The following is a 22705-nucleotide window of genomic DNA, read 5'->3' on the forward strand; positions in this document are numbered from 1 at the left end:
GCTTTTTCTGCTTAATACTCCACTCGATAACTCAGTGTGTAAGCACGACCTTCTGCCTTATGAGCACTAATGCCATTGTAGGTGTCTCCTGCCCACTGGCTGTAGACCGTTTCGTAGTCTTCATTCAACAGGTTGGTAATCCCTGCTTTCAGAGTGCCCACTGGCATAGCGAAGGAAGCCAGCAGATCAAGGGTGGTATAACCATCAACCTCATAACTTTTGATATTACCACCGGACACCTTCTTACCCTTGTCGTAATCGGCAAAGGTTGTCGACTGTAGACGTACATTCATATCTGCCTGATCGTAGGAGACAAAGGCCACATACTTTTCCGGGGATACGTCGGCTGCCTGCAGGTCGAGCCATTTCCCCACTTCTTCGTAGTAGCTGCGTCCTTCTGTAAAGGCATAGCTGCCACCGACACTCCAGTAATCATTGACGAAGTATTCCAAAGAGCCTTCAAAGCCGTAGACCTTTTTTTTCTGATCCAGCAAGTCCACATTGTAATTTTCATTAAAGTCTATGGTTTTATCAGACTCGTTATAAAAGACAGAGGCATTGGCCAGCAGGTCATCAAAGCGTCCACGCCAGCCCAGCTCATAGCTGTCAGTCTTGATGGCATCCAGATTCGCTTGTGATATATCGGTAGGATTCAACGGCAGAGGTAATATGGTCAGAGCGCTGTCAGGTGAAATAACATCCCTCAGAATCCTTGAAGCATCCGGGACTTCAAAGCCCTGAGAATAGTTAGCGAACACTTCGTTGCTGTCATTCAGTCGATAAACCAGACCAACGTTAAATAGAGTAGCGTCATACTTCCTGACGTCGCCCTCTAATACGGTTACATCCGCTCCGGGAGCATAAATAGGCAAAAGCCAGGTTTCTGCCAACGGGGTGTAGTCAGCGATATCCAGTTCAGCGCGCTCGTGACGAACACCGGCATTCATTGTCAGTTGTTCAGTGATATCCCAGGCGGTCTGCAGATATAACCCGAGAGTAGTGGCATCGACATCCGGACCGTATTCATAGGAAGATCCTGTGGGTTCAATGATCGTGCCGCCACTGTCAATGTACTTCTGTAGATCGTGCAATTGTCCCCTTTGCTCGCCTTTATCTACATCGTAATCAACCCCGTAGGAGATTCTGAACGTATCGGTCAGTTCTCTGTCCAGAAGCAGCTTCACACCATAAACCTCTGAGGTAGACGTCGACTGATTAAGAAAAGTAGTGCCGGGCAATATCGTGGAGCCAACTAATATATTCGGGTAGGGGAAGAACCTCGCATCACGCTCACGATAGTAGGTTTGCAACTGGAAATTATTGCCCAAAAAGTCAGCATCACTGTAGACCAGATCAATGGAATTTCTCTTGCTGTAAGGCTGATCTTCCAATTGTAACCCTTTAACTGGTGGGGGTGCGTCAGCAGCATCTCCGCTGATCAGAGAGGAAATGTCTGGCGCGTAATCAGAATCCATCTGATCATCAAAATATTGCAGTGTTGCCTCCAGACGCTGTTCCGCGTTGAAGTCATAACCCAGTTTCACCAGAACATCTTTAGTATCGGTATCGCTTCGGCTCACCTGAGATGGGTCAGGATTAACGCGGTCACCGTCAGCATCAAAAATGCCATCACGGCTCTCGTAAGTACCACTGAACAGGTAATCAAAATCACCATTACTGCCACTGATACTCTGATTCAGGGTATAGCTGCTCAGCTCGTCACCGGAGACTTTGATGCCTGCTTCAGAAGCAAACTGAATGTCGTAATCGGCTGGCTTACGGGTGATCACGTTGATAATACCTCCGGTAGCACCACCGCCATAAATAGCGCTGGCACCGGAAATCACTTCAATGCGTTCAATGTTTTCAGGGCGGATCATGCTGAGCTGGCGGCTGATCTGACGGTTCTCGGTCTGAGCGATGCCATCAATCAAAACCAGAGCCTTACGACCACGGACGCTTTGCGTTCTGTCGGTCACCGTCTGAGTGCCGGGACCAAAGCCAGGTACCAGCTGTTCAAGGATATCAGCGAGTTTCTGACCGGGCACGCTCTGCCGGGCCAATGCTTCTCCGCTGATGATCTGAACGGTCCCGGAGACGTCAGAAATGCTGGCTTCAGAGCGGGAAGCAGTAACAACAACTTCTTCCAGCCGGGTCACGGAATCGTCGGCTTCTGCGAAAGCACTCTGACTTCCCAACGTCATGGTTATGGCGATAGCAAGAGGCGTTTTATTAGTCTTCATTATCTGGGGTTTCCCTGTTCTTGATTATCATTCTCATTAGATCCTTGTTATTGTTTTGAGCCCGCTTCCCGCAGGCTTCTGAATTTAAAAACGTTATTTAACGACTTTGGACGTATTTGCCACTGAGCAGTAACAGGATGAAATAAACACCTCCGGCTCCTGAGACCAGAAGACCTGAAGGAATTTCAAAAGGAGCCATCAACGATCGTGACAGCCAGTCGCTGAGTACCAGCAGTAAGGCCCCCGTCATGGCGGTAGCAGGAATCAGATGTCTGTGGCTTGACATACCACTGACGCGGCATATGTGGGGCGCCATTAGCCCGATAAAAGAAATACCACCCACTGTTGCAACACTGGTTGCACTCAAAAGGGCAACCAGCAGCATCAGCAGATAGACTGAAGCCTTTACTCTGATGCCCAGCAGGGAAGGCCAGAAGGCGCCCAACTGAAGAATGTCGAGCTTTCGCCACATGAGCATAAACATGGGTATCAGGATTAATACACCAGAAGACAGCAGATAAACCAACTCACTGCTGGCTGCATAGGTACTGCCTGAAAGCCATACCAGCACCTCGCTGGACTGATTACTGCCGAGCACCATCACCACGCTGATCAGCGTTGCTGAAACCGCTGAAAGGCAGAGGCCAGCCAGAGCAAAAAGCTGGGGATTAAACCCGGTCATCCGACTGAGGGCCATTAAAAGAAGCAAGGCAAAACCGCTGCCAAACATCGATAGCATGAGCAAATCCAGACGCTCAAGGCCAGGCATCATTACAGAGCCTAAAACCACAAACAAAACGCCCGTGGTCGTCAGACCAGAAACATCGGGACTGGCCAGAGGGTTTCTCATCAGGCTCTGAAGAACCAGACCGGAGACAGCCAGCGCAGCTCCGGCAAAAGCTGCCGTTAAAACTCTGGGCCAACGTAGGTCGATCCAGGATTGGTCAAGGCCGCTGAACAGACTGAAGTAAAAAGCGACCAGCAGTATGGACAGCAGAACCCAGAGGGCTTTTGCCGGAGACGCGTTAAACAGAGCACGTATTCCTGTCTCACCGGGCGCTCTGGCCAAATTGCCGATCCTTTTACGCTGGCTCAACAGGAAAATCATGAAAGGTGCGCCGACAACCGTTGTCATGGCGCCGGCCGGGATACTGTAATGCGCTTCGGACATCAGGAAAGGAATCATTCTGGCCAGCACATCTGCACCCAGTAGCAGTAATGCACCCGTCAAGCTGGCTGCCAGCAGACGTTGCCATGCTGAGCGATAACCGAGACCACGGGCAATGTGCGGGGCAATCAGTCCGATAAAACTGATCATACCCACCTGACTGACGACACTGGCAGACAAAAGCAGAGCAATCACCAGCGACAGGCCAACGGTTCGTCTTACATTCACCCCCAGACTCTCAGCCTGATCTCTGCCCAACTCAATCAGATCCAGACGTCTGGCCAGCAATGTGGCAAAGAGAATCATCAGGGTAAAGATCGGCCAACTGTTGTTGATGGCCTGATAGTCAAACTGGGCAAGATTCCCTGCACCCCAGGTGTACAAACCCTCCAGACGATTCTCAAAAAACATCAGAATACCGGCACTGAGAGCACCCAGTGACAGGGTAATAGCCATGCCAATCAGAACAAGGTTTACCGGTGAATCACTGATAGCAGTGGCCAGCCTGAACACCAGTAAAGTGGTAAGCGCAGCACCCGCAAAGGCGACTACGACCGGGTACTGGTCGGTCAATTCAGGCAATAGAACAGATCCCAGCACTATGGCGAGCATGGCCCCGGAGTTCACACCCAGTGTTGCCGGACTGGCAAAGGGATTTCTTGTCGCTCCCTGAATCAAAACACCCGCTGCCCCCAGTGCGGCACCGCATAACAATGCCATCAATGTTCTTGGCAGAAGGAGCCAGGTCACTATTTCAGAGGCCATAGTATGATCGGCGGGTTGCTGCAGGAACGGCAATCCATTCAATAAATTCAGATCAATGCCAGCAGGCCCCACTGTCAGGGAAACAGTGACCAGCAGGATGAGCAAGAACAATGTCACTGCCGTCTTTTTAACACCTTCATAATAACTGTTTACAGACTCCAGAATAAACATCACACCTCCGGAGCCAGGTGATGGGCAAAAGCGTTAGCCATTCGAGCAGCCGACTCAGGACCACCATATGACCAGAGCGCGGGCAGATAATAGACCCGGCCCTCTTTCACCGCCGGAAGGGCATTCCAAACCGGTGATTGAGCCATGGTTGGCAAATGTTCAGGCTGACTTCCAATAATGATCAGGCTGGCATCACCCATAGTGGTCAGTTTGAGGAGGTCGACATGGGTGAAATCCCGCCCGGGCAATGAAGAGTGCCAGCTATTTTCCAGACCAATCCTGTTGACAATGGCACCCGCCAGAGATAAATCGCCATAGACCCGGAGTCCAAGCCCCATACCGACAAACTTACCCACAACGACTTTCTGGCCAGTCAGCCCCGCTGCTTGAATGCTGCTGCGGGCCTGTTCCAGCTCTGACTCCATTTCCTTCAGTCTCCTTTCTGCCAGAGCCTCGCGCCCCAGAATATGGGCCACTGAACGAAAAATACCCTGCATTCTCAGAAAATAATCCACAGGATCTTCCTGGCTCGGATACTGAGAGTAAAGAACGGTAGGAGCAATGGTCTTAAGCTCTGAAACTATACGACTATGACGCCATTTGTAGCCAAGAATAAGATCCGGTTTGAGAGCCGCTATGGCTTCAAGACCCGGCTCAGCTCTCTGCCCGAGTTCGGTAACACTTTCCGGCATAACCGGGTCATCGGACTGCCACTCCCGATAACCCTTGATTGAAGTCACCCCTGCAGGTACAACCCCCAGAGTGAGCAACATTTCAGCCTGGGTCCAGTTGAGTGCTGCAATCTTTTCAGGGAATTCAGGCAGATCGGGTTCGGTACTTGAAGCTATTGCTGTTACCGATATGAACAGCAGGAAACAGCAGATTTTTTTCAGTACTGCAAACATCAGGCGACTTCCCTGCTGGATAAAAGTTGAATAGCTGCCTCAGCCTGATGCTCACTTAAGGGCAAAAAGAGCGACTCTTTCCTACCCTCCAGTTGCACTTCTCGAGTCTCTACGCCAAATACATCCGAGATAATGCGCTTATCCAGTACCCTTGAAGCAGCACCTTTTCTGATCACCTTCCCCTGATTCATCAGCACTATTTCGTCGCTGTACTGAAGGGCCTGATTGAGGTCGTGAAGTACCCAGATAACAGTTGTCTGCTTTTCATTGTTCAGCTGTCGTACGATATCCAGCAGGCGCAATTGATGGGCGATATCAAGCCATGAGGTAGGCTCGTCTAATAATAAAATACCGGTTTCCTGGGCCAGCACCATGGCCAGCCAGACTCTTTGCATTTCACCACCGGAGAGATGATCAACCCGTTCTCCGGCATAATGATCCATACCGACTCTGGAGAGTGCCGAAGTGACTGCCCTGTGATCCTCTCTTTTCAAACGCCCAAAAGGGCCTGCGTAGGGGTATCGGCCACAGGCCACCAGCTCCGTTACCGACATCCCAAGGGGAACCGGTGAGTGCTGCGGCAACAGGGTCAGGCTTTTAGCCAGCTCTTTGCGGTTAAATGACTTCAGCGGTTGCCCGCCCATAAGAACCTGCCCTGCACTGGGCTCTATCAAACCGGAGAGCAATTTCAGCAGGGTACTCTTACCCGAGCCATTAGGTCCGAGAATGGCGGTAACTTTTCCTGGTGTGATAGCAAGATGGGTTGATGGCAGAACGGTTTTTGCCCCCACCCGCAGACATGCCTGATCAAGCGTAAGAATCTGCTCCATGGCCTCAATTTCTTTTTGATCTGTGGAAGTATCATTACTGCAATGTCAGACCCCGGCAGCAAGCTCCCGGAGTATCTGTTGAGCCTCAAAACACTTCATTCAATAATTATTTTTCATGTTCAGACTGCCGGATGTTGTCCTGATCCAGTCACGCAGTGCTGATAGCCATTAGCTCAATTGATAGACAACGGTTGCGAATGATAATAGTTATTATTTACATCATCAAGCTTAAACGGTCGCTTGGTTGTATCGCTCAATCGCCCAGTCACGAGCCTGGCTAAAATCGAGACAGGACACCATGGGAAAAGGCATGGCCTTTTTCATGTTGTCACTGACCACCCTGTCACCCTCCTCTTCAGAAAGCACAATCCGGGCAATACCACAGCAAAACGCGCCCAGTTTTTTCCTGTTCTCTTTAAACCAGAGCCCCATCTGCCTCCGGGCTTCCGGCGAAAACTCACTGTTGGGTTTTGCCTGAATGATGAGACTGAATGACTGCTCTCTCAGCAGCAGCTCAGAAAGATCCAGTAGCCACTGACGAGCATCATCATCGCTGGCTGGGCGATTAAAACTGACTGTCACAATGGGCCAGCCCACCATTTGAATTGATTTCATGTAAACATCTCTCTAGCAATTACGTCTCTTTGGAGACTCGACTAACAAAAACGAGATCATCAGCAGCAGAACAGCCAGAAAAATGCAGAAGACTTCTGCTAACTGGATGCCCAGAGAACCTCCCAGTCCGGCCAGGATTGCTCCTAAGGTATATCCGAGGGTATGAATCATACTGAGGGTTCCCGTCAGAACCCCCTGCTGATCTACCTGCTCTGATGCCAGTGTCGTGTAAGCAGGGGTTAGTAATGCAATCGAAGCAGCGCAGATGACCAGTCCGAATATCAGGCATATCAGGAGAGTGGCTGTGATCATCAGGAAACTACCGACCAGTAATAAAATGCTGCCGACTTTTAATGACAGAATCAGTCTGCCCTGAGCAAAGCGAGAAACCAGCAGATGGGTCACCACCGTCGAAAAAGCGGCCACCATCATCAGCATCGAAAGTACTCTTGATGCCGACACCCCGTCGAAAGAAAAACGCTCCTGTAAAATAGGACCTATGAGGTACTGCAGCAGACCGAAGAGCGTCGTCACAGAGCAGGCTACCAGCAAAACAGGCCAGAGTGATTTCAACATTTGCCTAAACTGCTTTTTCTCTTCGCTGTTCTTTTCCTGTTTAACTTCCAGAGGCTTGTCGGTGGTTAATATCGAGACCTGTATGAGTAAGGGGATAGCCAGAATCACCAATGCTAAAACAGGGAACAGACTGCCCTGATCAATCAGCACTGCCGGAATCACAGGGCCTATGAAACGCCCGGCATTAATACTGGCTGTAATCCGACTCAGGCTACGCATTCTGTTGGAATCTTCGCTGTCGTCTATAACCCAGGCCTGAACCGCCGGGTACAAGCCCGAAACTAACAGACCATACAGAATTCTGGCCAAAAACATCAAACCGATGGCCAGCTCTTTGCCCAGTAGTCCTGAGCTCAGACCATGAAGCGCAAATGCCAGCAGTAAAAAGCTGGTCGCAAATCCAAAAAGCCCGGCCTGAACCACTTTCCTGCGACCAAAACGGTCACTTATTCTGCCCCAGACTGGCGAAGTAAAAATAAACAGACAGGTTCCCAGTGCCACCATTGCCGTCAGCAGGCCATAACCCAGCCCGGTTTCTTCAACAATAGCTGGCAGGCAAATCAATAACGTAGTCTGCCCGGCACCGAGCATAAATACCGGGCCAAACCGGCTGAATTCCTTAATTGAGTCTCCGGATTGATAAACCGGTTTTGCCATGAAAGGGCCAAGCTCATTTTGTTGCATGTTTCATGTCTGTTGTTGTGACTTGTTGCAAATGATAACAATTCTCATTTACAATTCAAGCACGATTGACCCGGACCTTGCATTAAATCTCTTGGTGTAAGGGGAATGAGGTCTTTCAAGTTATGAGTTGAATAATAAGATCATTCTGGAGAATGAAATCAGTGTCCACTCCGTTTCTTGAAACTACAACCATTAAAGCTGTAAACGACTCATCATATAACAGGTTCGAACATGAGCTTAGCCGCGATTACAATCGTCATGAGCTGGCCGAAAGTCTCAGTGCAGGCTGCTTTTTTAATGCTTTGCTCAGGGAATGGAAAGGCTGGTCATTAGAACCTGTTGATAGCCACAGGAAATGGCTGACCGGTCAATCAATGAGTCTAAACTGGCAACCGCCTGTTGAAGCTGAAGCGGCTGTTTCAATCCCCTTGAACAACAGCAACAACCGGCTTTTGATTTATATTAAATATTTATCAATCAGCGGTAGACACCAGTTCTGCAGGCCCATCGCCCTGGTTAACCAAAAAGACAATGCCATCACGGATTTATCCTTCATGGAAGGTGTTCAGTTAATCCTTAAAGAAAATGCATTATGGGCCAGTGAAGCCGAGCACAGGCAACTGTTTCTTAACCGTGTTAAAAACAGCGTCGAGAATGTAGCGTCTGTTCTTGAATTGAGAAAAAACGAACTCGATCAACTATTTTCCGGCTGCATGGATTTTCAATCTTCAGAGCAAGCTCTTCTGGTGGGTCACTCCGTTCACCCCACTCCCAAAAGTCGGGATCAATTTACCGCCGAGGACTCGGAACGTTATATTCCTGAATACGGAAATAGTTTCCAGCTGCACTGGTTTTCTATTAATACCAATCTCCTGGAAGCGGACAGTGTTCACGAATATTCATTCCACGAACTGACTCGGCAACTGGCTTTTGAAGATCGGGAGTTCTCCGACGGTTTTCTCAGAGATATTCCCGAACATCAGACCCTGCTACCCGCTCACCCCTGGCAGGCTCAACAGTGGTTAAAGAATGCTTATATCCGGCAGTTGCTCAGTGAAGGCAAACTTATCGACCATGGCCTGCACGGCAGCCCGTGGCGCGCCACTTCTTCAGTACGTGCTATCCATGGGACCCACGCCACCTTCATGCTGAAGTATTCACTCAGTGTCAAACTGACCAATTCGATCCGTCACCTGCTTCCCAAGGAAGTGATTCGGGGTAAGGAAATCCATCAGGTGAAATACCAGACGCCTGTCGGTAGCGAATTGAAACACCTGTATCCGGATTTCGAAATCATCACCGAACCGGCACATGCCGCCATCAAGGGAGAAGACGGTCAGGTGCTGCCTGAAACCATGATGGTCCTCCGGGAAAACCCTTTCAACCGGGAAACCATCAACCAATCTACAGAGTTGCTGGCCAGCCTGACTCAGGACAACCCGGTGGGTGAACCCAGACTGATTAATCTGATCCGGGATTTGGCTGTGAAGGAAAAGGTCAAACCCGAAACGGTCGCACAGAAGTGGTTTGCAAAATACCTTGCCAAAGTGCTGGAGCCCCTGATCGTTAGTCAATCAGACTTTGGCCTGCTGCTGGGCGCTCATCAACAAAATCTGTTGATCAGTATGCCGAAGGGCTACCCGGAAACCGTCTATTTTCGGGACTGTCAGGGCACGGGGTATAGCCGTCTGGCCAGAGAACTCTTGCGAGAACACCTGCCTGTGGCTGATGAGGAAAAAGAGCACCACGTTAGTGAACAGCTTGGCAACCGCCTGTTCACCTACTACCTGCTGATTAATTCCACCTTTGGTGTCATCAGCGTACTGGGAGCCAGCAATATCCTTTCGGAGAAAGAGCTTCTGTCCTCCCTCTACCGATTCCTGGATAACCTTCGCAAGCAAGGTCGCCGGGACACCTGCTGCCTTGATTACATTCTGGATAGCAGAGAACTCTGGTCAAAAGGCAACTTTTACTGCACCTACTGCAACATTAACGAGAACACTTTGAAGAACCCTATGGATGTCTATCACTCCATGAGGAACCCCTTGCAGGCATTCGGTGAGGTTGATCCCTGATACACACTAATCATATTTCCGTGAAAAACATTTCGCGATGCCATTTTCACAGTTGAAGATGACGTTCCCTGTTTTTCTTCGTTCAAGGCTATTCAGACTCACTCTTATGGAAGAGCAATGACTCAAATATCAACAATTACCCTGCCAGGGGCATCAGACTGCGAAATTTCTTTGCAATTATTGTCATCCAATAGTCTGGCGGTGCATGACAACCATCAATCCCTGCTATTGACCCTTTCCGAACAGGATACTGCTTTAGTAAATGCAGTCAACGAATCCGACCTCCCTGAGAAGATACCGAATCATCTCATTGCGGCCAGTCTGGACTACCTGTTTTCCCGCAATCCGGATCTCTCCCGGCTTCACTTTGCACCAGCATTGGCTGAAAGGCTTCAAGACAATCAGTTGATACACAGTCATGAGGAAAATTCGCAGGAAGGTATCAGTTATCGCTCGGGCCTGTATCAGAACCGAACCCTCTGGCACTGGCAAAAAGATAACCAGACGATACCTGAAATCTGGACCGAAAACGAAAAGGCTATCGCACATCCTCTGCGTCAGGAACAACCTAAATGTGTCGTTTATAACCGTTATGACTATCAAAATGACCTCACCATCTCCTTCAGAACGCTTGATCTGGAAAAGGACCTTGATCTTTTCCATGAGTGGATGAATCAGCCTCGTGTCTCAGAGTTTTGGGAGATGGCTCAGAGCCGGGAAGAGCTGACAGCCTATCTTCAGTCGGTATTGAAAGACCGAAGAGTCTGGCCAATGGTGGGTTGTTTCAACGGTGAACCTTTTGGGTATTTCGAAGTTTACTGGGCTCTGGAAGACCGGATTGCCCCTTACTACGATTGCCAGCCCTGGGACCGTGGCTTCCACCTTCTGGTAGGCAATCCGGAATTTCTGGGCCAGAGATACTCCAACAGCTGGACAAAGGCCATCACTCACTTCCTGTTCCTGGACGACCCCAGGACTACACGCCTGGTGGGTGAACCCAGAGCCGACAATAAAAGAGTGTTGAAGCTGTTATGTCCCGCTGGCTGGTCATTCGTCAAAGAGTTTGATTTCCCTCATAAACGTGCGTCACTGGTCAACTGTTGCAGGGATAGTTTCTTTCAGGAGGTCCAGCTATGAATCAGGCTGTTAAGGCTATACCTGTCAATGAGCACGTCGGGTTCTGGCAGAAGGCTAACTGTCGGCTACTGGCAAAAACACTCGGAGAGCTGAGCTGGGAAGAAGTCATCGTCCCCAAAGAAGTAGCGCCTGAAGAATTGGGTGGTGGACTCTTTATCCTTGAACTGAAAAGCGGCGTGAGCTACCGCTTTCATGCCTGGAGGACCATCTGGGATCAGTTAATAGTGGACAATGCCTCCATTTCCCGAAGCTATCTTAACAATCACTGTGACTCAGCACTGGAAGCCAGCCAGTTTTTTATAGATGCGAAGGAAGAGCTGGGATTGGACTCTGCAACACTGGCAAACTTTCTGGAAGAACTGGCCAACACACTTATGGCTGAGGTAAAGGTTCAAAAAAACTATCATCAGAAAACTGCAGCCGAACTGATTGAGCTGGAGGATGACGAGTTGCAATGTTATCTGGATGGTCATCCCAAAGTCACCGTCAGCAAGGGACGTCTTGGCTGGGGTCAGGAGGATTATCAGGATTACGCCACTGAGTTTCTGCCCGACATTCAACTTGAATGGGTCGCATTAAGCCGTGAAAACTGTCAGCTCTCTTTAGCCGTCGACCTTCGGGAAAATGATCTGATCAACGCGGTTCTCAACAGCGTTGATCAGGCAAAACTGACTGACCGTTGTCGTCAACTCAATGTTGATTCCAGCCAATTTTTCCTTATGCCGGTGCACCCCTGGCAATGGAGTAACCGTCTGGTCAACCTATTTGCTTCAGACATTGCAGCAGGACATATCGTTCATCTCGGAAGCTATGGAGACCCCATGCTGCCACAACAGTCACTCCGAACTCTGTCCAATAAAAAGCGACCAGAGCAATTGAACATCAAACTGCCACTCTCCATTTTAAATACCTCCTGCTACAGGGGTATTCCCGGTCGATACATTCAGGCAGGCCCAATGGTTTCACGCTGGCTCTCTGAGATAGCTGCATCGGATCCCGTCCTGTCTCATCGCAGGACCATTATTCTGGAAGAACCTGCCGGGGCTTTTTATCCAAACCCTCAGTTTGAACAGATAACGGATGCTCCCTACCGTTATCACGAAATGCTTGGCTGCATCTGGCGGCAGAGTGTTCACGCTAAAACCGGAGAAACAGAACGAGCTGTCCTGATCTCTACCCTTTTTCAGAAAGACGGCTATGGTTATCCATTGATTTGCGAGTACATCCATCGTTCCGGATTGGCGACAGAACAGTGGTTATCAAAGCTTTTTGATGTGGTGGTGGTTCCTCTTTATCATTTGCTGTGCAAATACGGCGTTGGTCTGGTGGCCCATGGCCAGAATATTACTCTTGTTCTGGACAATCATCAGCCGGTCAGAGTGGCCCTGAAGGATTTTCAGGGTGACCTGAGACTGATCGATCAGGATTTTCCTGAACTTGACAGCCTGGGTGATTACGCTCGTTCAGTGACTGTTCGCCTGCCCGCTGCTCATCTTATCCACGACTTGCAGACAGGCCATTTTGTAACTGTCCTTCGCTTTATCTCTGCCTGTCTTGCTGAGAAAGGCTTCTCTGAACACCGTTTCTACCAATTACTGGGTGAACAACTTCAGTCGTATATGAATAGACACCCCGAACTGGAAAATCGTTTCAAACTGTTCGACCTGTTCACACCGGAAATAGCCCGGGTTTGTCTAAACCGGGTTCGTTTCAAACTTGGCTATGGCGACACTAGCGAGCGTCCTCTGCCAGAACTCGGAACCCCTCTCAAGAACCCTCTGGCCATAACACTCACGGAAGAATGATGAACTTTACACACTATGATGACACCATCCCCCTTGATCTGGCTGGACTGGGCTCTGGCCCGTTCAACCTGAGCCTTGCAGCATTGCTGGAAAGCCTTCCTGAGTTACAGGTTCGTTTCTTTGACAAAAAGCCCTCTTTTGGCTGGCATCCCGGGCTCATGTTGCCCGGTGCTCACATGCAGACCTCCTGCCTGAAAGATCTGGTCACTGCCGTGCAACCCACCAGTCGCTGGTCTTTCTTGTCATTCCTTGTGGAAAAGGAGCGGTTTTATTCCTTTTTATCCACAGAAAAGATGGTGATCAGTCGAACTGAATTCGTCGAGTACATGAGCTGGGTCGCAGAGAATCTGGAGTCATTACAGTTTGGCTCGGAGATCAGAGAAGTTAGCTTTGAAAAGGATAGCTTCATCCTGCACACAGAAAACGAGAAAGTTAAAGCACATAATCTCTGTTTGGGGACAGGCAAAGTACCCTACGTTCCTGACTGTGCCCGGGCGATGGTCGGCCAGCACTGTTTTCATGCCAGCGAACTGATGACCCGCCAGCCTGAGCTTCGCAACAGAAAGGTTGCCATCATTGGTGGGGGCCAGACCGGTGCTGAAGTCTTTCTCAACTGTCTGCGTGAAAAATGGGGTAAGGCTGATCAGATTCAATGGATTTCCCGCCGGGCCAGCTTTGAGCCGCTGGATGAAAGTCCATTTACCAATGAATATTTTACACCCGACTATGTCAGCCGCTTTTTATCCCTGCCTGAAGAGAAAAAAGAAACCATTGTCCAATATCAGAAGCTGGCCAGTGACGGGATTACACCTGCCTACTTGCTGGAAATCTACCGGGAACTCTACGACCGCACTTATCTGTACCAGGATCAAATAAACTGGAAACTTCTGCCCGACCGAACCCTGAAGGCCATGTCTGAATCTTCGGGTGGCTTCTACGATCTCAAGCTCACTAATGCCCTGTCTGCAGAGGATGAAATACTCTCTGCTGATATCGTCATTCTTTGCACAGGCTTTCAGAACGTTCTGCCCCCTTACCTGGAGCCGATTCAGCCCAGGTTGAACCTTGACGAATACCATCGCTTTAAACTTTCTTCCAGCTTTGCCGTTGATTGGGAGGGTCCGGACAACAGACGCATATACGCCGTCAATGCGGGCCTGCACAGTCACGGTATTGCGGAGCCTCAGCTGAGTCTGACCGCCTGGCGATCAGCTACCATCATCAATGATCTGGCTCAACGAGAAATCTTTTCTGTCAATCAACCTGTTAGCCTGATTGACTGGTAAGGCCGTCTTCAACAAGTCGGCTCCGGAACATTCGGAGTCGGCTTGTACACAAGTACAACAGGAACCTCTGCAGGGAACAGGGACTTTGATTCGCCTTTACAGAGGTAAATAATTTAATTCATCTCTCAGAAACACGCTTGCTTCTATACTAATGAGCCTGACAGGCTTATGACTTCCTCTACTGAATTTCATGCTCAGGAGCATAAGCCCGACAGGCTCCATAACTTTTATAGATGAGGCAGGTGAGATGACATGACCCAGGCAACAATCTACCCGGTTCCCGAAGCTTTTAAAGACTCATGGATGAGCGAAGAAAAATATCAGGAGCTGTATCGCTACTCTCTGGAGAATCCGGAAGCGTTCTGGGGTAACAAAGCTGAACGATATCTGGACTGGTACCGGCCCTGGGATTCCATTTATGAAGGCGACTTCAAAAGGTGTGAAGTAAGCTGGTTCAAGGGTGGACAGCTGAATGCCAGCGTCAACTGCATTGATAGACATCTGGATAATCGGGCCGACCAGGTAGCCATCATCTGGGAAGGTGATACGTCTGACTTGCAGCGAAAAATTACTTATCAGGAGATGTATGAAGAGGTCTGCAAACTGGCCAATGGCCTGAAGGTGCGAGGCGTTAACCGGGGTGACAGGGTTTGTATCTACATGCCCATGGTACCTGAAGCGGTTTATGCCATGCTTGCCTGTGCACGCATTGGGGCGGTTCATTCCGTAGTCTTTGGCGGCTTCTCTCCAAACTCCCTTCGTGATCGTATTCTCGACTGTGACTGTCGGGCTCTGATCACCGCTGATGAGGGGATTCGGGGAGGGAAGCATATCCCTCTCAAACAGAATACAGATGAAGCCCTGAAAGAGTGTCCTGATGTCAATACAGTAGTGGTTTACGAGAGAACCGGAGCCAGCATTGAATGGCAGGAAGGGCGCGATATTTCCTACCAGCAATTAACATCAAACCAGCCAGTGACCTGTGAGCCTGAGGTAATGGAATCTGAAGATCCACTCTTCATTCTTTATACTTCAGGCTCTACCGGAAAACCTAAAGGTGTTCTTCACAGTACAGCGGGCTATCTGCTCCATACCACGGTCACATTTCATTACGTTTTTGATTACCATGAAGGCGACATTTTTTGGTGCGGTGCTGATGTAGGCTGGATAACCGGCCACTCCTATATTGTCTATGGCCCACTATCTAATGGTGCCACTATGGTCATGCATGAGGGTGTCCCTTTTTGGCCCGATGCCTCAAGAATCTGGGATATGGTAGATCGTCACCAAGTGAATACGCTCTACATAGCACCTACGGCAATCCGGGCTTTGATGGCCAGAGGTGATGAATACGTCAAACAAACTTCGCGAGCCAGTCTGAAAATTCTGGGTACCGTGGGCGAACCCATCAACCCGGAAGCCTGGCAATGGTACCACCATAGCGTGGGTGAAGAACGTTGCCCCATTATCGATTCCTGGTGGCAAACAGAAACGGGCGCCATGATGATTACACCATTGCCGGGAGCCACTGCTTTAAAACCCGGCTATGCAACCCGGCCTTTCCTCGGCATCCGTCCCGCTATTCTCGATAATGAGGGTAACGAGATTGTGGGACCCGGTCAGGGGAGTCTGGTGATCACCGGTTCCTGGCCGGGCCAGATCAGAACCATATACGGTAATCATCAGCGAACCCTTGATACTTACTTCAGTCGATACCCGGGTTATTACTTCACAGGAGACGGAGCCCGCAGGGATGAGAATGGCTATTACCAGATCACAGGCAGAATGGATGATGTGATTAATGTGGCGGGCCATCGTTTGGGCACTGCAGAAATAGAAAGTGCCCTGGTATTGCATGAAGCGATTGCAGAAGCAGCGGTAGTGGGAGTGCCTCACCCGGTAAAGGGCGAAAGTCTCTACGCTTTCATGACTCCTATGGACGGCGTTGAAATCACCGACGATCTGAAGCTGGAACTTTCCAATCTGGTGGCCAGTGAAATCGGTTCGTTCGCCCGACCGGAGATACTTCACCCATGTCCTGCTCTGCCCAAAACCCGCTCTGGCAAAATCATGCGACGTATCTTGCGCAAACTGGCTCAGGGCGAGAAAGATGATCTGGGTGATTTGAGTACACTGGCCGATCCGGCGGTGATTGAGCAGCTGTTGAGTTCCACTTGAAAGTCTCTTTCAGTGCGCCCTTTTCCAGCGCTTCTTGTTGATCGAATTAGCTTGTTTCTGAAGGGAGGCTTAAGCTACGTATATACCTCTAATCCTATCCATGCATTGACAGACAGAGTGGTAGGCAGTCATGAATTTTTTGTAAGGCTACTCGGGATTGTCTTGACTCATCCGTTGGGTTAGCTATTACTCCCGTTAACACGGCCCCTTTCGACAGAACCGCCAGCGGGGAAGTCGCTAAGGGGTTTTTTATTGCACGAAATTTACCAATCCCACTCTTCCCAACCTTCTATAATCCCCATGCCGTGCAGGTTTAAGCCAAGGTTCTCAAGGTCTGGGAATTGGAACAGATGTGTCTTTAATCGCTCCCACCATGAAGAGGTCGTATTAATTATCGTAAATCACCTGATACTCCACAAAGAGTTAAGTCATCCCAATTCAAAAAACTCAACGCCGGAGTGCTACCAGCCACTTATCCAACTGGTTGGCAAACTGCTGGCGATCACTCTGGCTCAGCGCCGGAGGACCACCGGATTCAATGCCACTGGCACGGAGTGTATCCATAAAGTCACGCATATTCAGTCTTGCCCGAATATTATCTTTGGTGAACAGTTCACCACGAGGACTCAATGCCCCAGCGCCTTTTTCAATCACTTCCGCAGCCAGGGGAATATCGCTGGTGATCACCAGGTCTCCTGACTCAGCTCTTTTGACAATCTCATTGTCTGCAACATCAAAGCCGGAGGCGACCTGCAGGGATTTTATAAAGCGGGACCCCGGAACCCTGAGTGGCTGGTTGGCCACCAGAGTCAGTGGGGTTTCGGTTCGGTCGGCAGCTCTGAAAAGAATTTCCTTGATCACCACCGGGCAGGCATCGGCATCAACCCAAATTTTCATTCTGTGAGAACGCTCTTCATCCGGAAAACTGCCTGTCGGACTTAACACCCTCTCAGCCTGAATCCCGGGAATCATCAAAATATGAAAAAGATCAGGACCATCACCATGAACGGGCAGAAAAACCGAATGTACCAGGGCCAGATCTTCCAGAAGAGACTGTGCTCAACATCCGGATACCCTTTCTGCAGTTCTCTTAGTTTTTGATCCCTGGACCATATCCAGGCCGCGTAGATACAGACGACCAGGCTCAACAGAGGCATAGCATAACGGGTTGTCAGGTTGACCACAAAGTCAAAGAGCACATCAAACCAGATCATGACACAGACACTGACACCGAAAGTGATCAGCGAGATCAGCCAGGAGCTGGCATTTCTGCGGGCAAGATGTCGTCTCTGGCAAACTGCTACCGGCACTTCCAGAATCGAAACCGCTGAGGTCAAAGCAGTAATAGTTAACAGAAGAAAGAAGGCCAGGGAGAGCAGAATACCCAGTGGACCAAACTGAAGAAAAAGCTGCGGTAAAACATCAAACACCAGCTTGTCGGCACTTTTCAGGGCACCCTCTGCGGTGTAGATATCAATTCCGTGATTCAACGCAACGTACATACCCGGAATAATCAGCAACCCGGCCATCACGGCCACCAGCGTATCAGTGACTGCAACACTGGCAGCCATCACTGGAATATTAGAGTCCCGGGTCAGGTAAGCACCATAAACCACCATGATGCCAACTCCCAGAGACATAGAGAAAAATGACTGACCCAGCGCACTGATAAGCAGGTCTTTACTCAGCAGCTTGGAAAAGTCAGGCAGCACAAAATACCGAAGACCATCCTGAGCCCCTTCCTGCGTCATGGTAAAAACAATTAGCAACAGAATCAGCAGCACCAACATCGGCATCAGACGGCTGCACCATTTCTCAATGCCGTCGGCAACACCGCCGGATACAATGGCTGCTACCATCGCCATGAATGCACCGGCCGCTATCATCGTGGGCAAAGGATTAAATGAAGTCAGTGAAGCGGCCAGACTGTCGAGTCCCAGGGCCACCGCTACGGGAGCCAGCCCAAAACAGATGATCCAGCCGGAAATGATGGCATAAAAGGTATAGATCAGTAGAACCGTTATCGTTGATGCCCAGCCAGTGAGCTTACCCAAAAACTTGCAAAAAGACCTGTTGCTGACGCTTTCAAGCGTCGAGACCGGGTCCGAGCGTCCATACCGACCAATGACCAGCTCAGCCACCAGCATGGGCCACGCAAGCAGGAAAGAGAAACAAAGATAGATAAGAACGAAGGCAGCGCCACCATTGTCGGCGGTTTGGGCAGGAAACCCCCAGATATTGCCTATACCTACAGCGGAGCCCACAGCGGCAAGATAGAAACCCAGTCTGGAAGTAAACTGGGGAGCATTCTCTGAGGGTTGGTCATACACGGTGTTTTCATGGTCCATTCAAATGTACCTTTTTATGCCATGAAAAATACTTTTCTTCGCTCATGGCTATTTTATGCGGGGAAACATCTCATCTTCCCAAAATGAAAAACGTCCTTAAACAAGCTTCCTAATGCGTTTTATTTCCCCAGAGTACCGCATGTACTTAGCACGTATGTACAACGTAAAACCCTTCAACCGAGTCTATATCTCAAAGAAAACATCTATCCAGTGTATACAAAATAAACAAATCGAGGTGATTAATTTTTATTCCGCCTTAAAAAGAGGTACTTCCACAAAGAAAAAGAGTGTTTTTTACCGTAGAGTTTTTCTCTTACTTAACCTCCTGAACGTTTGGCGTCGTATCCGGCGCTTTTGAGAACATCTACCATAACATCCACATGATCCCCCTGTAGCTCAATATTGCCGTCTTTTACAGCACCACCACCGCCACAGCGCTTTTTCAGCGTCTTGGCGTAGGCCTTAAGGTCGTTACCCGCCAGCGGCAAGCCAGTGATTACAGTGACCACTTTGCCACCACGACCTTTCTTTTCAGGGCGGACACGGACGTTGCCATCTCCCACTTCGTCCTTAACCTTTTCTTCCTTAATGCGACCCATATCGGTCGAATAAACCAGTTTGCTGCTCATTTTTTATCAGGATATCCGATCTTAACCTTTCTCAAGCAGTCGGCGCAGATCGATGATTGCAGCATTGGCTCGAGAAATATAATTGGCCATGACCAGTGAATGGTTGGCCAATATGCCAAACCCACTGCCATTGAGAATGAATGGACTCCAAACAGTATCCTGAGTGGCTTCCAGTTCGCGAATAATTTGCCTCAGGCTGATAGTAGCGTTCTTTTTTTCCAGTACATCAGCAAAGTCGATCTCTATCGCTTTCATCAGATGAATCAGTGCCCAGGAAGAGCCACGAGCTTCATAGAAAACATCATCGATTTGGGTCCAGGGTGTTTTTACTTCCACCAGCGTATTTGCTTCTGTGGACTGCGAAGCTTCGGCATCCCCGGCCAGATCAGTATTAATGCGCGGTTTGCCGACACTGGCACTTAACCTTTGGGAAAGACTGCCCAGACGGGTTTCAACATCAGTCAGCCAACGGGTCAGGTTATCAGCACGGGCATAGAACTGGGCACGATCCTGCTTATCGGGCAGTCGACGCATATAATTGCCGAGTTTATCGATACCACGCTGATATTCTTTTTCACTGGATGGCAGAATCCAGCTCCTGGAATCAAAGTTAAACTGAGGCTCGGCAATGGCCAGATCACGATCTTCTTGAGACTGGGACTGGGAACGACTCATATCTTTACGAAGAGAGCGGGCCATATCACGCACCTGAACCAGCACACCCAGCTCCCAGCCTGGCATATTGTCCATGAACACACCGGGAGGACCGATGTCATTCCGGATATAGCCACCGGGTTTGCTCAGCAGCGTGTCAGCAAGACGATAAAGCGTAGCTGTAGTCGTGTAACCCACTACAACCTCCTGCCCGTTGGCCTGTGCCATCTGTTCAGTATTGGCTCTTACTGAAAAGCTATCTGGCTCAATGCTCCAGTAAATACCCAAAGCAGTGAAGCCAATCAATACGGCACCAACAACGACGGCAATCGTTTTGCCTCCGGGTATATTGCCTTTCAGGGTGCCTGTGAGACCTTCAGTTACTGAAGACACACGTTCTTTTATCTTTTCCAGAGCCATAGATTCCTCATTGCCCCAATCTGAGTATTGCTCATTATCCTCTATTCAGAGCGGCTGTTAAAGACACAGCACCTGCGCTGTAAATAGGGTGGCTCAGAAAATAGTCTTCAAAAATTCCCTGATGACTTTCCAACGAACCAACCCGTAATCTTTTCAGCCTTTTCTGAACGCCTCATTAATCGCAATAAACCCATGAAACAGCACGGTAATACTACTCATTGCTGACTAGAATGTTGGTACATCGCAATAGTCGCTTCCTGAAACCATAAATCAGTCATGGGCGATGAACACAATTTCTTTCATTCCTGACGATGAAACCATGTTCAGCACTAATAATGTTGAGATTCCTATCCGTGAACACTGCTTCAATTGATTTAGGCAAGGATCCTGTGCCTGTCTGTTTCAGACATTACCTGGTGCCCGCAATTCTGGGCATGGCCATTAAAGCCATATACGTTCTGGCAGATCTGATGTTTATTGGTCAGACAGAAGGATCTAAAGGGCTGGCAGCCATCAATATCGCTATTCCCTATTTTACCTTCATGTCTGCCATTGCCATGAGTATCGGGGTCGGTGGCTCTGCGATCATGGCTATTCGTTTTGGTCAAAACAGAAAGCAGGAAGGCCTGGCTCTGTTTCAACAGTCACTGTTCCTGACCGCCATTATTATGCTGATCATGACCCTGTTCAGTCTCTTGTTTTTGAGTGATATCTCTCGCTTGTTTGGCGCCAATGAAGAACTCTTGCCAATGGTTAATGATTATCTCGGGGTGCTGACCTTATTTGCGGTTCCCTACGCCATTGGATGGGTACTTGCCAGTTTTATTCGAAACGACGGCAATCCAAAACTGGTGATGGTCGCCATGACAGCCAGTGCACTGAGTAATGTTTTTCTGGACTGGCTGTTCCTCTTTCCTTTTGGCTGGGGAATGAAGGGAGCCGCGCTGGCTACAGGCATAGCCCAATTGGCTATGGTTACTACGCTGCTTTTGCATTTCAAGCGTCCCAACATTCAACTCACGCTCAACTCTGCTTTACCAACCTGGTCACAGGCCAGAGCCATTATCGTAAATGGAATACCGACGTTTATTATGGAATCGGCTAACGGTTTTGTGGTGATGGCTTCCAACTGGGTATTACTCAGTCTTGGTGGGAATCTCTTTATTTCGGCCTACACGATCGCCCTTAACTGCAACTGGGTAGTGATTATGCTCGCCTATGGGGTGACTCAGGCTGCCCAGCCCATAATCAGTTTTAACCATGGAGCGGAACACACAGATCGCATTATGAGTATTCTCAGATTAGCCCTGGGACTGGTCATTGTTATAGGTGGCATGATGACTGCGTTCATGGTTTTTTTCGCAGAAAACATCGTAAGTTTGTTTGTGAATGAAGCGGCTGAAGAATTACTGTCTCTGAGCGGTTATGTGCTGGGACTCTACGCGTTATCCATTGTCCCCCTGGGCGTCAGCTTGATTACAGTCTCTCTGTATCAATCCATTGCCCGCTCAAGGTGTTCGACAGTCATCTCGCTGCTGAGAGCTTTGATATTGCCTCTTCTTGGCCTGTTCTTCCTGCCAGTCATTTTCAATGATGACAGTGTCTGGCTGAACTTCCTGCTGGCTGAAGCACTGACCGCGCTGCTCAGCCTTTACTTTCTCAGAAGGTACTGGCTGCGAAAGCAAAACCATCAACCAGAACTGCAACTGCACAACACTCCCTGATCACGGCCGTTAAGCTGGCCCGGATAAAAGAAAGAACCTTTTTTAACGATAAAAAGCTTTATTAAAATCAGAGGGTTGGCGAGAGCCCTCTGATATGCTTATAATTCACCTCCACTAAGACCCCACGCGCCTCGAAGCGTTGCGCGTTAAGCGTCATCGAGAGGGAAGGTAGCAGGTTTAATAGTGTCAAAAATGGGGCCTTTAGCTCAGTTGGTTAGAGCATCCGACTCATAATCGGCAGGTCCTGGGTTCGAGTCCCGGAAGGCCCACCAGATAAAAGCCCGAAACGCCCGTATTTACAGCGCTTCGGGCTTTTTCATTACTGAGTGTCACAAGGGTGTCACAACCCTAAAAAAGGGTGTTTATGTCACAAAAGTGTCACCGCAACTTCTGAGTTTCCAGCAAAATAAAAAGTCACAAAAGCCACTGTTTGTCGGCCTTGAAAGCAAACTTTCTGATTTAGACAAGTGCAATCAATTTGCATAGATCTTC

Annotated in this window: 16 protein-coding genes and 1 tRNA gene; 7 read left to right on the forward strand and 10 right to left on the reverse strand. The window is 49.3% G+C overall.

Translation table 11 applies throughout. The features are described 5' to 3' along the window. Window positions 1–11 precede the first annotated feature (11 nt). The 6 genes from KBW69_RS13490 to KBW69_RS13515 all read right to left on the reverse strand — a co-directional run bounded on the left by KBW69_RS13490 (window position 12) and on the right by KBW69_RS13515 (window position 7957). The gene (locus KBW69_RS13490) at window positions 12–2243 is read right to left on the reverse strand and encodes a TonB-dependent receptor (RefSeq protein ID WP_257253045.1); all 2232 of its coding nucleotides are present in this window, start codon (window positions 2241–2243) and stop codon (window positions 12–14) included. Between the two features lie 97 nt (window positions 2244–2340). Then, window positions 2341–4347 (reverse strand): iron ABC transporter permease, encoded by a 2007-nt coding sequence (locus KBW69_RS13495; protein WP_257253042.1) that lies wholly within the window; start codon window positions 4345–4347, stop codon window positions 2341–2343. Continuing rightward, on the reverse strand, window positions 4347–5252 hold the full coding sequence (locus tag KBW69_RS13500; RefSeq protein ID WP_257281192.1) for an iron-siderophore ABC transporter substrate-binding protein: 906 nt from the start codon (window positions 5250–5252) through the stop codon (window positions 4347–4349). The genes KBW69_RS13495 and KBW69_RS13500 overlap by 1 nt, the downstream gene beginning before the upstream one ends. After that, entirely contained in the window at window positions 5252–6082 is an 831-nt protein-coding gene (locus tag KBW69_RS13505; RefSeq protein WP_257253039.1) for an ABC transporter ATP-binding protein, read from the reverse strand. The genes KBW69_RS13500 and KBW69_RS13505 overlap by 1 nt, the downstream gene beginning before the upstream one ends. 228 nt (window positions 6083–6310) lie before the next feature. After that, window positions 6311–6697: a hypothetical protein gene (locus KBW69_RS13510; RefSeq protein WP_257253036.1), complete on the reverse strand. Its 387-nt coding sequence runs from the start codon at window positions 6695–6697 to the stop codon at window positions 6311–6313. 12 nt (window positions 6698–6709) lie between these two features. After that, the gene (locus KBW69_RS13515) at window positions 6710–7957 is read right to left on the reverse strand and encodes an MFS transporter (protein WP_257253035.1); all 1248 of its coding nucleotides are present in this window, start codon (window positions 7955–7957) and stop codon (window positions 6710–6712) included. Window positions 7958–8118: 161 nt separating this feature from the next. On the opposite strand from KBW69_RS13515, the gene KBW69_RS13520 reads away from it, so the two are divergent. From KBW69_RS13520 to acs, 5 genes are all read left to right on the forward strand, one after another. Next, entirely contained in the window at window positions 8119–10032 is a 1914-nt protein-coding gene (locus KBW69_RS13520; RefSeq protein WP_257281193.1) for an IucA/IucC family protein, read from the forward strand. 117 nt (window positions 10033–10149) lie between these two features. Beyond that, window positions 10150–11169, forward strand: a complete 1020-nt coding sequence (locus KBW69_RS13525; protein ID WP_257281194.1) for a GNAT family N-acetyltransferase — start codon at window positions 10150–10152, stop codon at window positions 11167–11169. Further along, a complete protein-coding gene (locus KBW69_RS13530; RefSeq protein WP_257281195.1) occupies window positions 11166–12974 on the forward strand; it encodes an IucA/IucC family siderophore biosynthesis protein in 1809 nt (602 codons plus the stop codon). The genes KBW69_RS13525 and KBW69_RS13530 overlap by 4 nt, the downstream gene beginning before the upstream one ends. Then, on the forward strand, window positions 12971–14260 hold the full coding sequence (locus KBW69_RS13535) for a lysine N(6)-hydroxylase/L-ornithine N(5)-oxygenase family protein (RefSeq protein WP_257281196.1): 1290 nt from the start codon (window positions 12971–12973) through the stop codon (window positions 14258–14260). Before KBW69_RS13530 ends, KBW69_RS13535 begins: the two co-directional genes overlap by 4 nt. Before the next feature lie 252 nt (window positions 14261–14512). Next, a complete protein-coding gene (gene acs / locus KBW69_RS13540; RefSeq protein WP_257281197.1) occupies window positions 14513–16438 on the forward strand; it encodes an acetate--CoA ligase in 1926 nt (641 codons plus the stop codon). 447 nt (window positions 16439–16885) lie between these two features. Here the strand turns inward: acs and KBW69_RS13545 are convergent, their stop codons facing one another. From KBW69_RS13545 to KBW69_RS13560, 4 genes are all read right to left on the reverse strand, one after another. Then, entirely contained in the window at window positions 16886–17335 is a 450-nt protein-coding gene (locus tag KBW69_RS13545) for a YaiI/YqxD family protein (protein WP_257253061.1), read from the reverse strand. 74 nt (window positions 17336–17409) lie between these two features. Further along, on the reverse strand, window positions 17410–18786 hold the full coding sequence (locus KBW69_RS13550) for a sodium-dependent transporter (RefSeq protein WP_257281198.1): 1377 nt from the start codon (window positions 18784–18786) through the stop codon (window positions 17410–17412). A 317-nt stretch (window positions 18787–19103) separates the two neighbouring features. Beyond that, window positions 19104–19415, reverse strand: a complete 312-nt coding sequence (locus KBW69_RS13555) for a translation initiation factor (RefSeq protein WP_257253025.1) — start codon at window positions 19413–19415, stop codon at window positions 19104–19106. 21 nt (window positions 19416–19436) lie between these two features. Further along, entirely contained in the window at window positions 19437–20489 is a 1053-nt protein-coding gene (locus KBW69_RS13560) for a DUF2333 family protein (RefSeq protein WP_257253023.1), read from the reverse strand. Between the two features lie 353 nt (window positions 20490–20842). Between KBW69_RS13560 and KBW69_RS13565 the strand changes: the two genes are divergently transcribed. Together KBW69_RS13565 and KBW69_RS13570 are read left to right on the forward strand one after the other, a co-directional pair. After that, the gene (locus KBW69_RS13565; RefSeq protein WP_257281199.1) at window positions 20843–22213 is read left to right on the forward strand and encodes an MATE family efflux transporter; all 1371 of its coding nucleotides are present in this window, start codon (window positions 20843–20845) and stop codon (window positions 22211–22213) included. Window positions 22214–22408: 195 nt separating this feature from the next. Further along, window positions 22409–22485: transfer RNA gene (locus KBW69_RS13570), tRNA-Ile, on the forward strand. Window positions 22486–22705 lie beyond the last annotated feature (220 nt).

The organism is Endozoicomonas sp. ISHI1 (assembly GCF_024606225.1).
GTDB lineage: Bacteria > Pseudomonadota > Gammaproteobacteria > Pseudomonadales > Endozoicomonadaceae > Endozoicomonas_A.

What these genes read in the sequence shown, in the direction of transcription:
- KBW69_RS13490 (WP_257253045.1), bottom strand. Translation starts at nt 2,243, where the DNA reads ATGAAGACTAATAAAACGCCTCTTGCTATCGCCATAACCATGACGTTG.
- KBW69_RS13495 (WP_257253042.1), bottom strand. Translation starts at nt 4,347, where the DNA reads ATGTTTATTCTGGAGTCTGTAAACAGTTATTATGAAGGTGTTAAAAAG.
- KBW69_RS13500 (WP_257281192.1), bottom strand. Translation starts at nt 5,252, where the DNA reads ATGTTTGCAGTACTGAAAAAAATCTGCTGTTTCCTGCTGTTCATATCG.
- KBW69_RS13505 (WP_257253039.1), bottom strand. Translation starts at nt 6,082, where the DNA reads ATGGAGCAGATTCTTACGCTTGATCAGGCATGTCTGCGGGTGGGGGCA.
- KBW69_RS13510 (WP_257253036.1), bottom strand. Translation starts at nt 6,697, where the DNA reads ATGAAATCAATTCAAATGGTGGGCTGGCCCATTGTGACAGTCAGTTTT.
- KBW69_RS13515 (WP_257253035.1), bottom strand. Translation starts at nt 7,957, where the DNA reads ATGCAACAAAATGAGCTTGGCCCTTTCATGGCAAAACCGGTTTATCAA.
- KBW69_RS13525 (WP_257281194.1), top strand. Translation starts at nt 10,150, where the DNA reads ATGACTCAAATATCAACAATTACCCTGCCAGGGGCATCAGACTGCGAA.
- KBW69_RS13530 (WP_257281195.1), top strand. Translation starts at nt 11,166, where the DNA reads ATGAATCAGGCTGTTAAGGCTATACCTGTCAATGAGCACGTCGGGTTC.
- KBW69_RS13535 (WP_257281196.1), top strand. Translation starts at nt 12,971, where the DNA reads ATGATGAACTTTACACACTATGATGACACCATCCCCCTTGATCTGGCT.
- acs (WP_257281197.1), top strand. Translation starts at nt 14,513, where the DNA reads ATGACCCAGGCAACAATCTACCCGGTTCCCGAAGCTTTTAAAGACTCA.
- KBW69_RS13545 (WP_257253061.1), bottom strand. Translation starts at nt 17,335, where the DNA reads ATGAAAATTTGGGTTGATGCCGATGCCTGCCCGGTGGTGATCAAGGAA.
- KBW69_RS13550 (WP_257281198.1), bottom strand. Translation starts at nt 18,786, where the DNA reads ATGGACCATGAAAACACCGTGTATGACCAACCCTCAGAGAATGCTCCC.
- KBW69_RS13555 (WP_257253025.1), bottom strand. Translation starts at nt 19,415, where the DNA reads ATGAGCAGCAAACTGGTTTATTCGACCGATATGGGTCGCATTAAGGAA.
- KBW69_RS13560 (WP_257253023.1), bottom strand. Translation starts at nt 20,489, where the DNA reads ATGGCTCTGGAAAAGATAAAAGAACGTGTGTCTTCAGTAACTGAAGGT.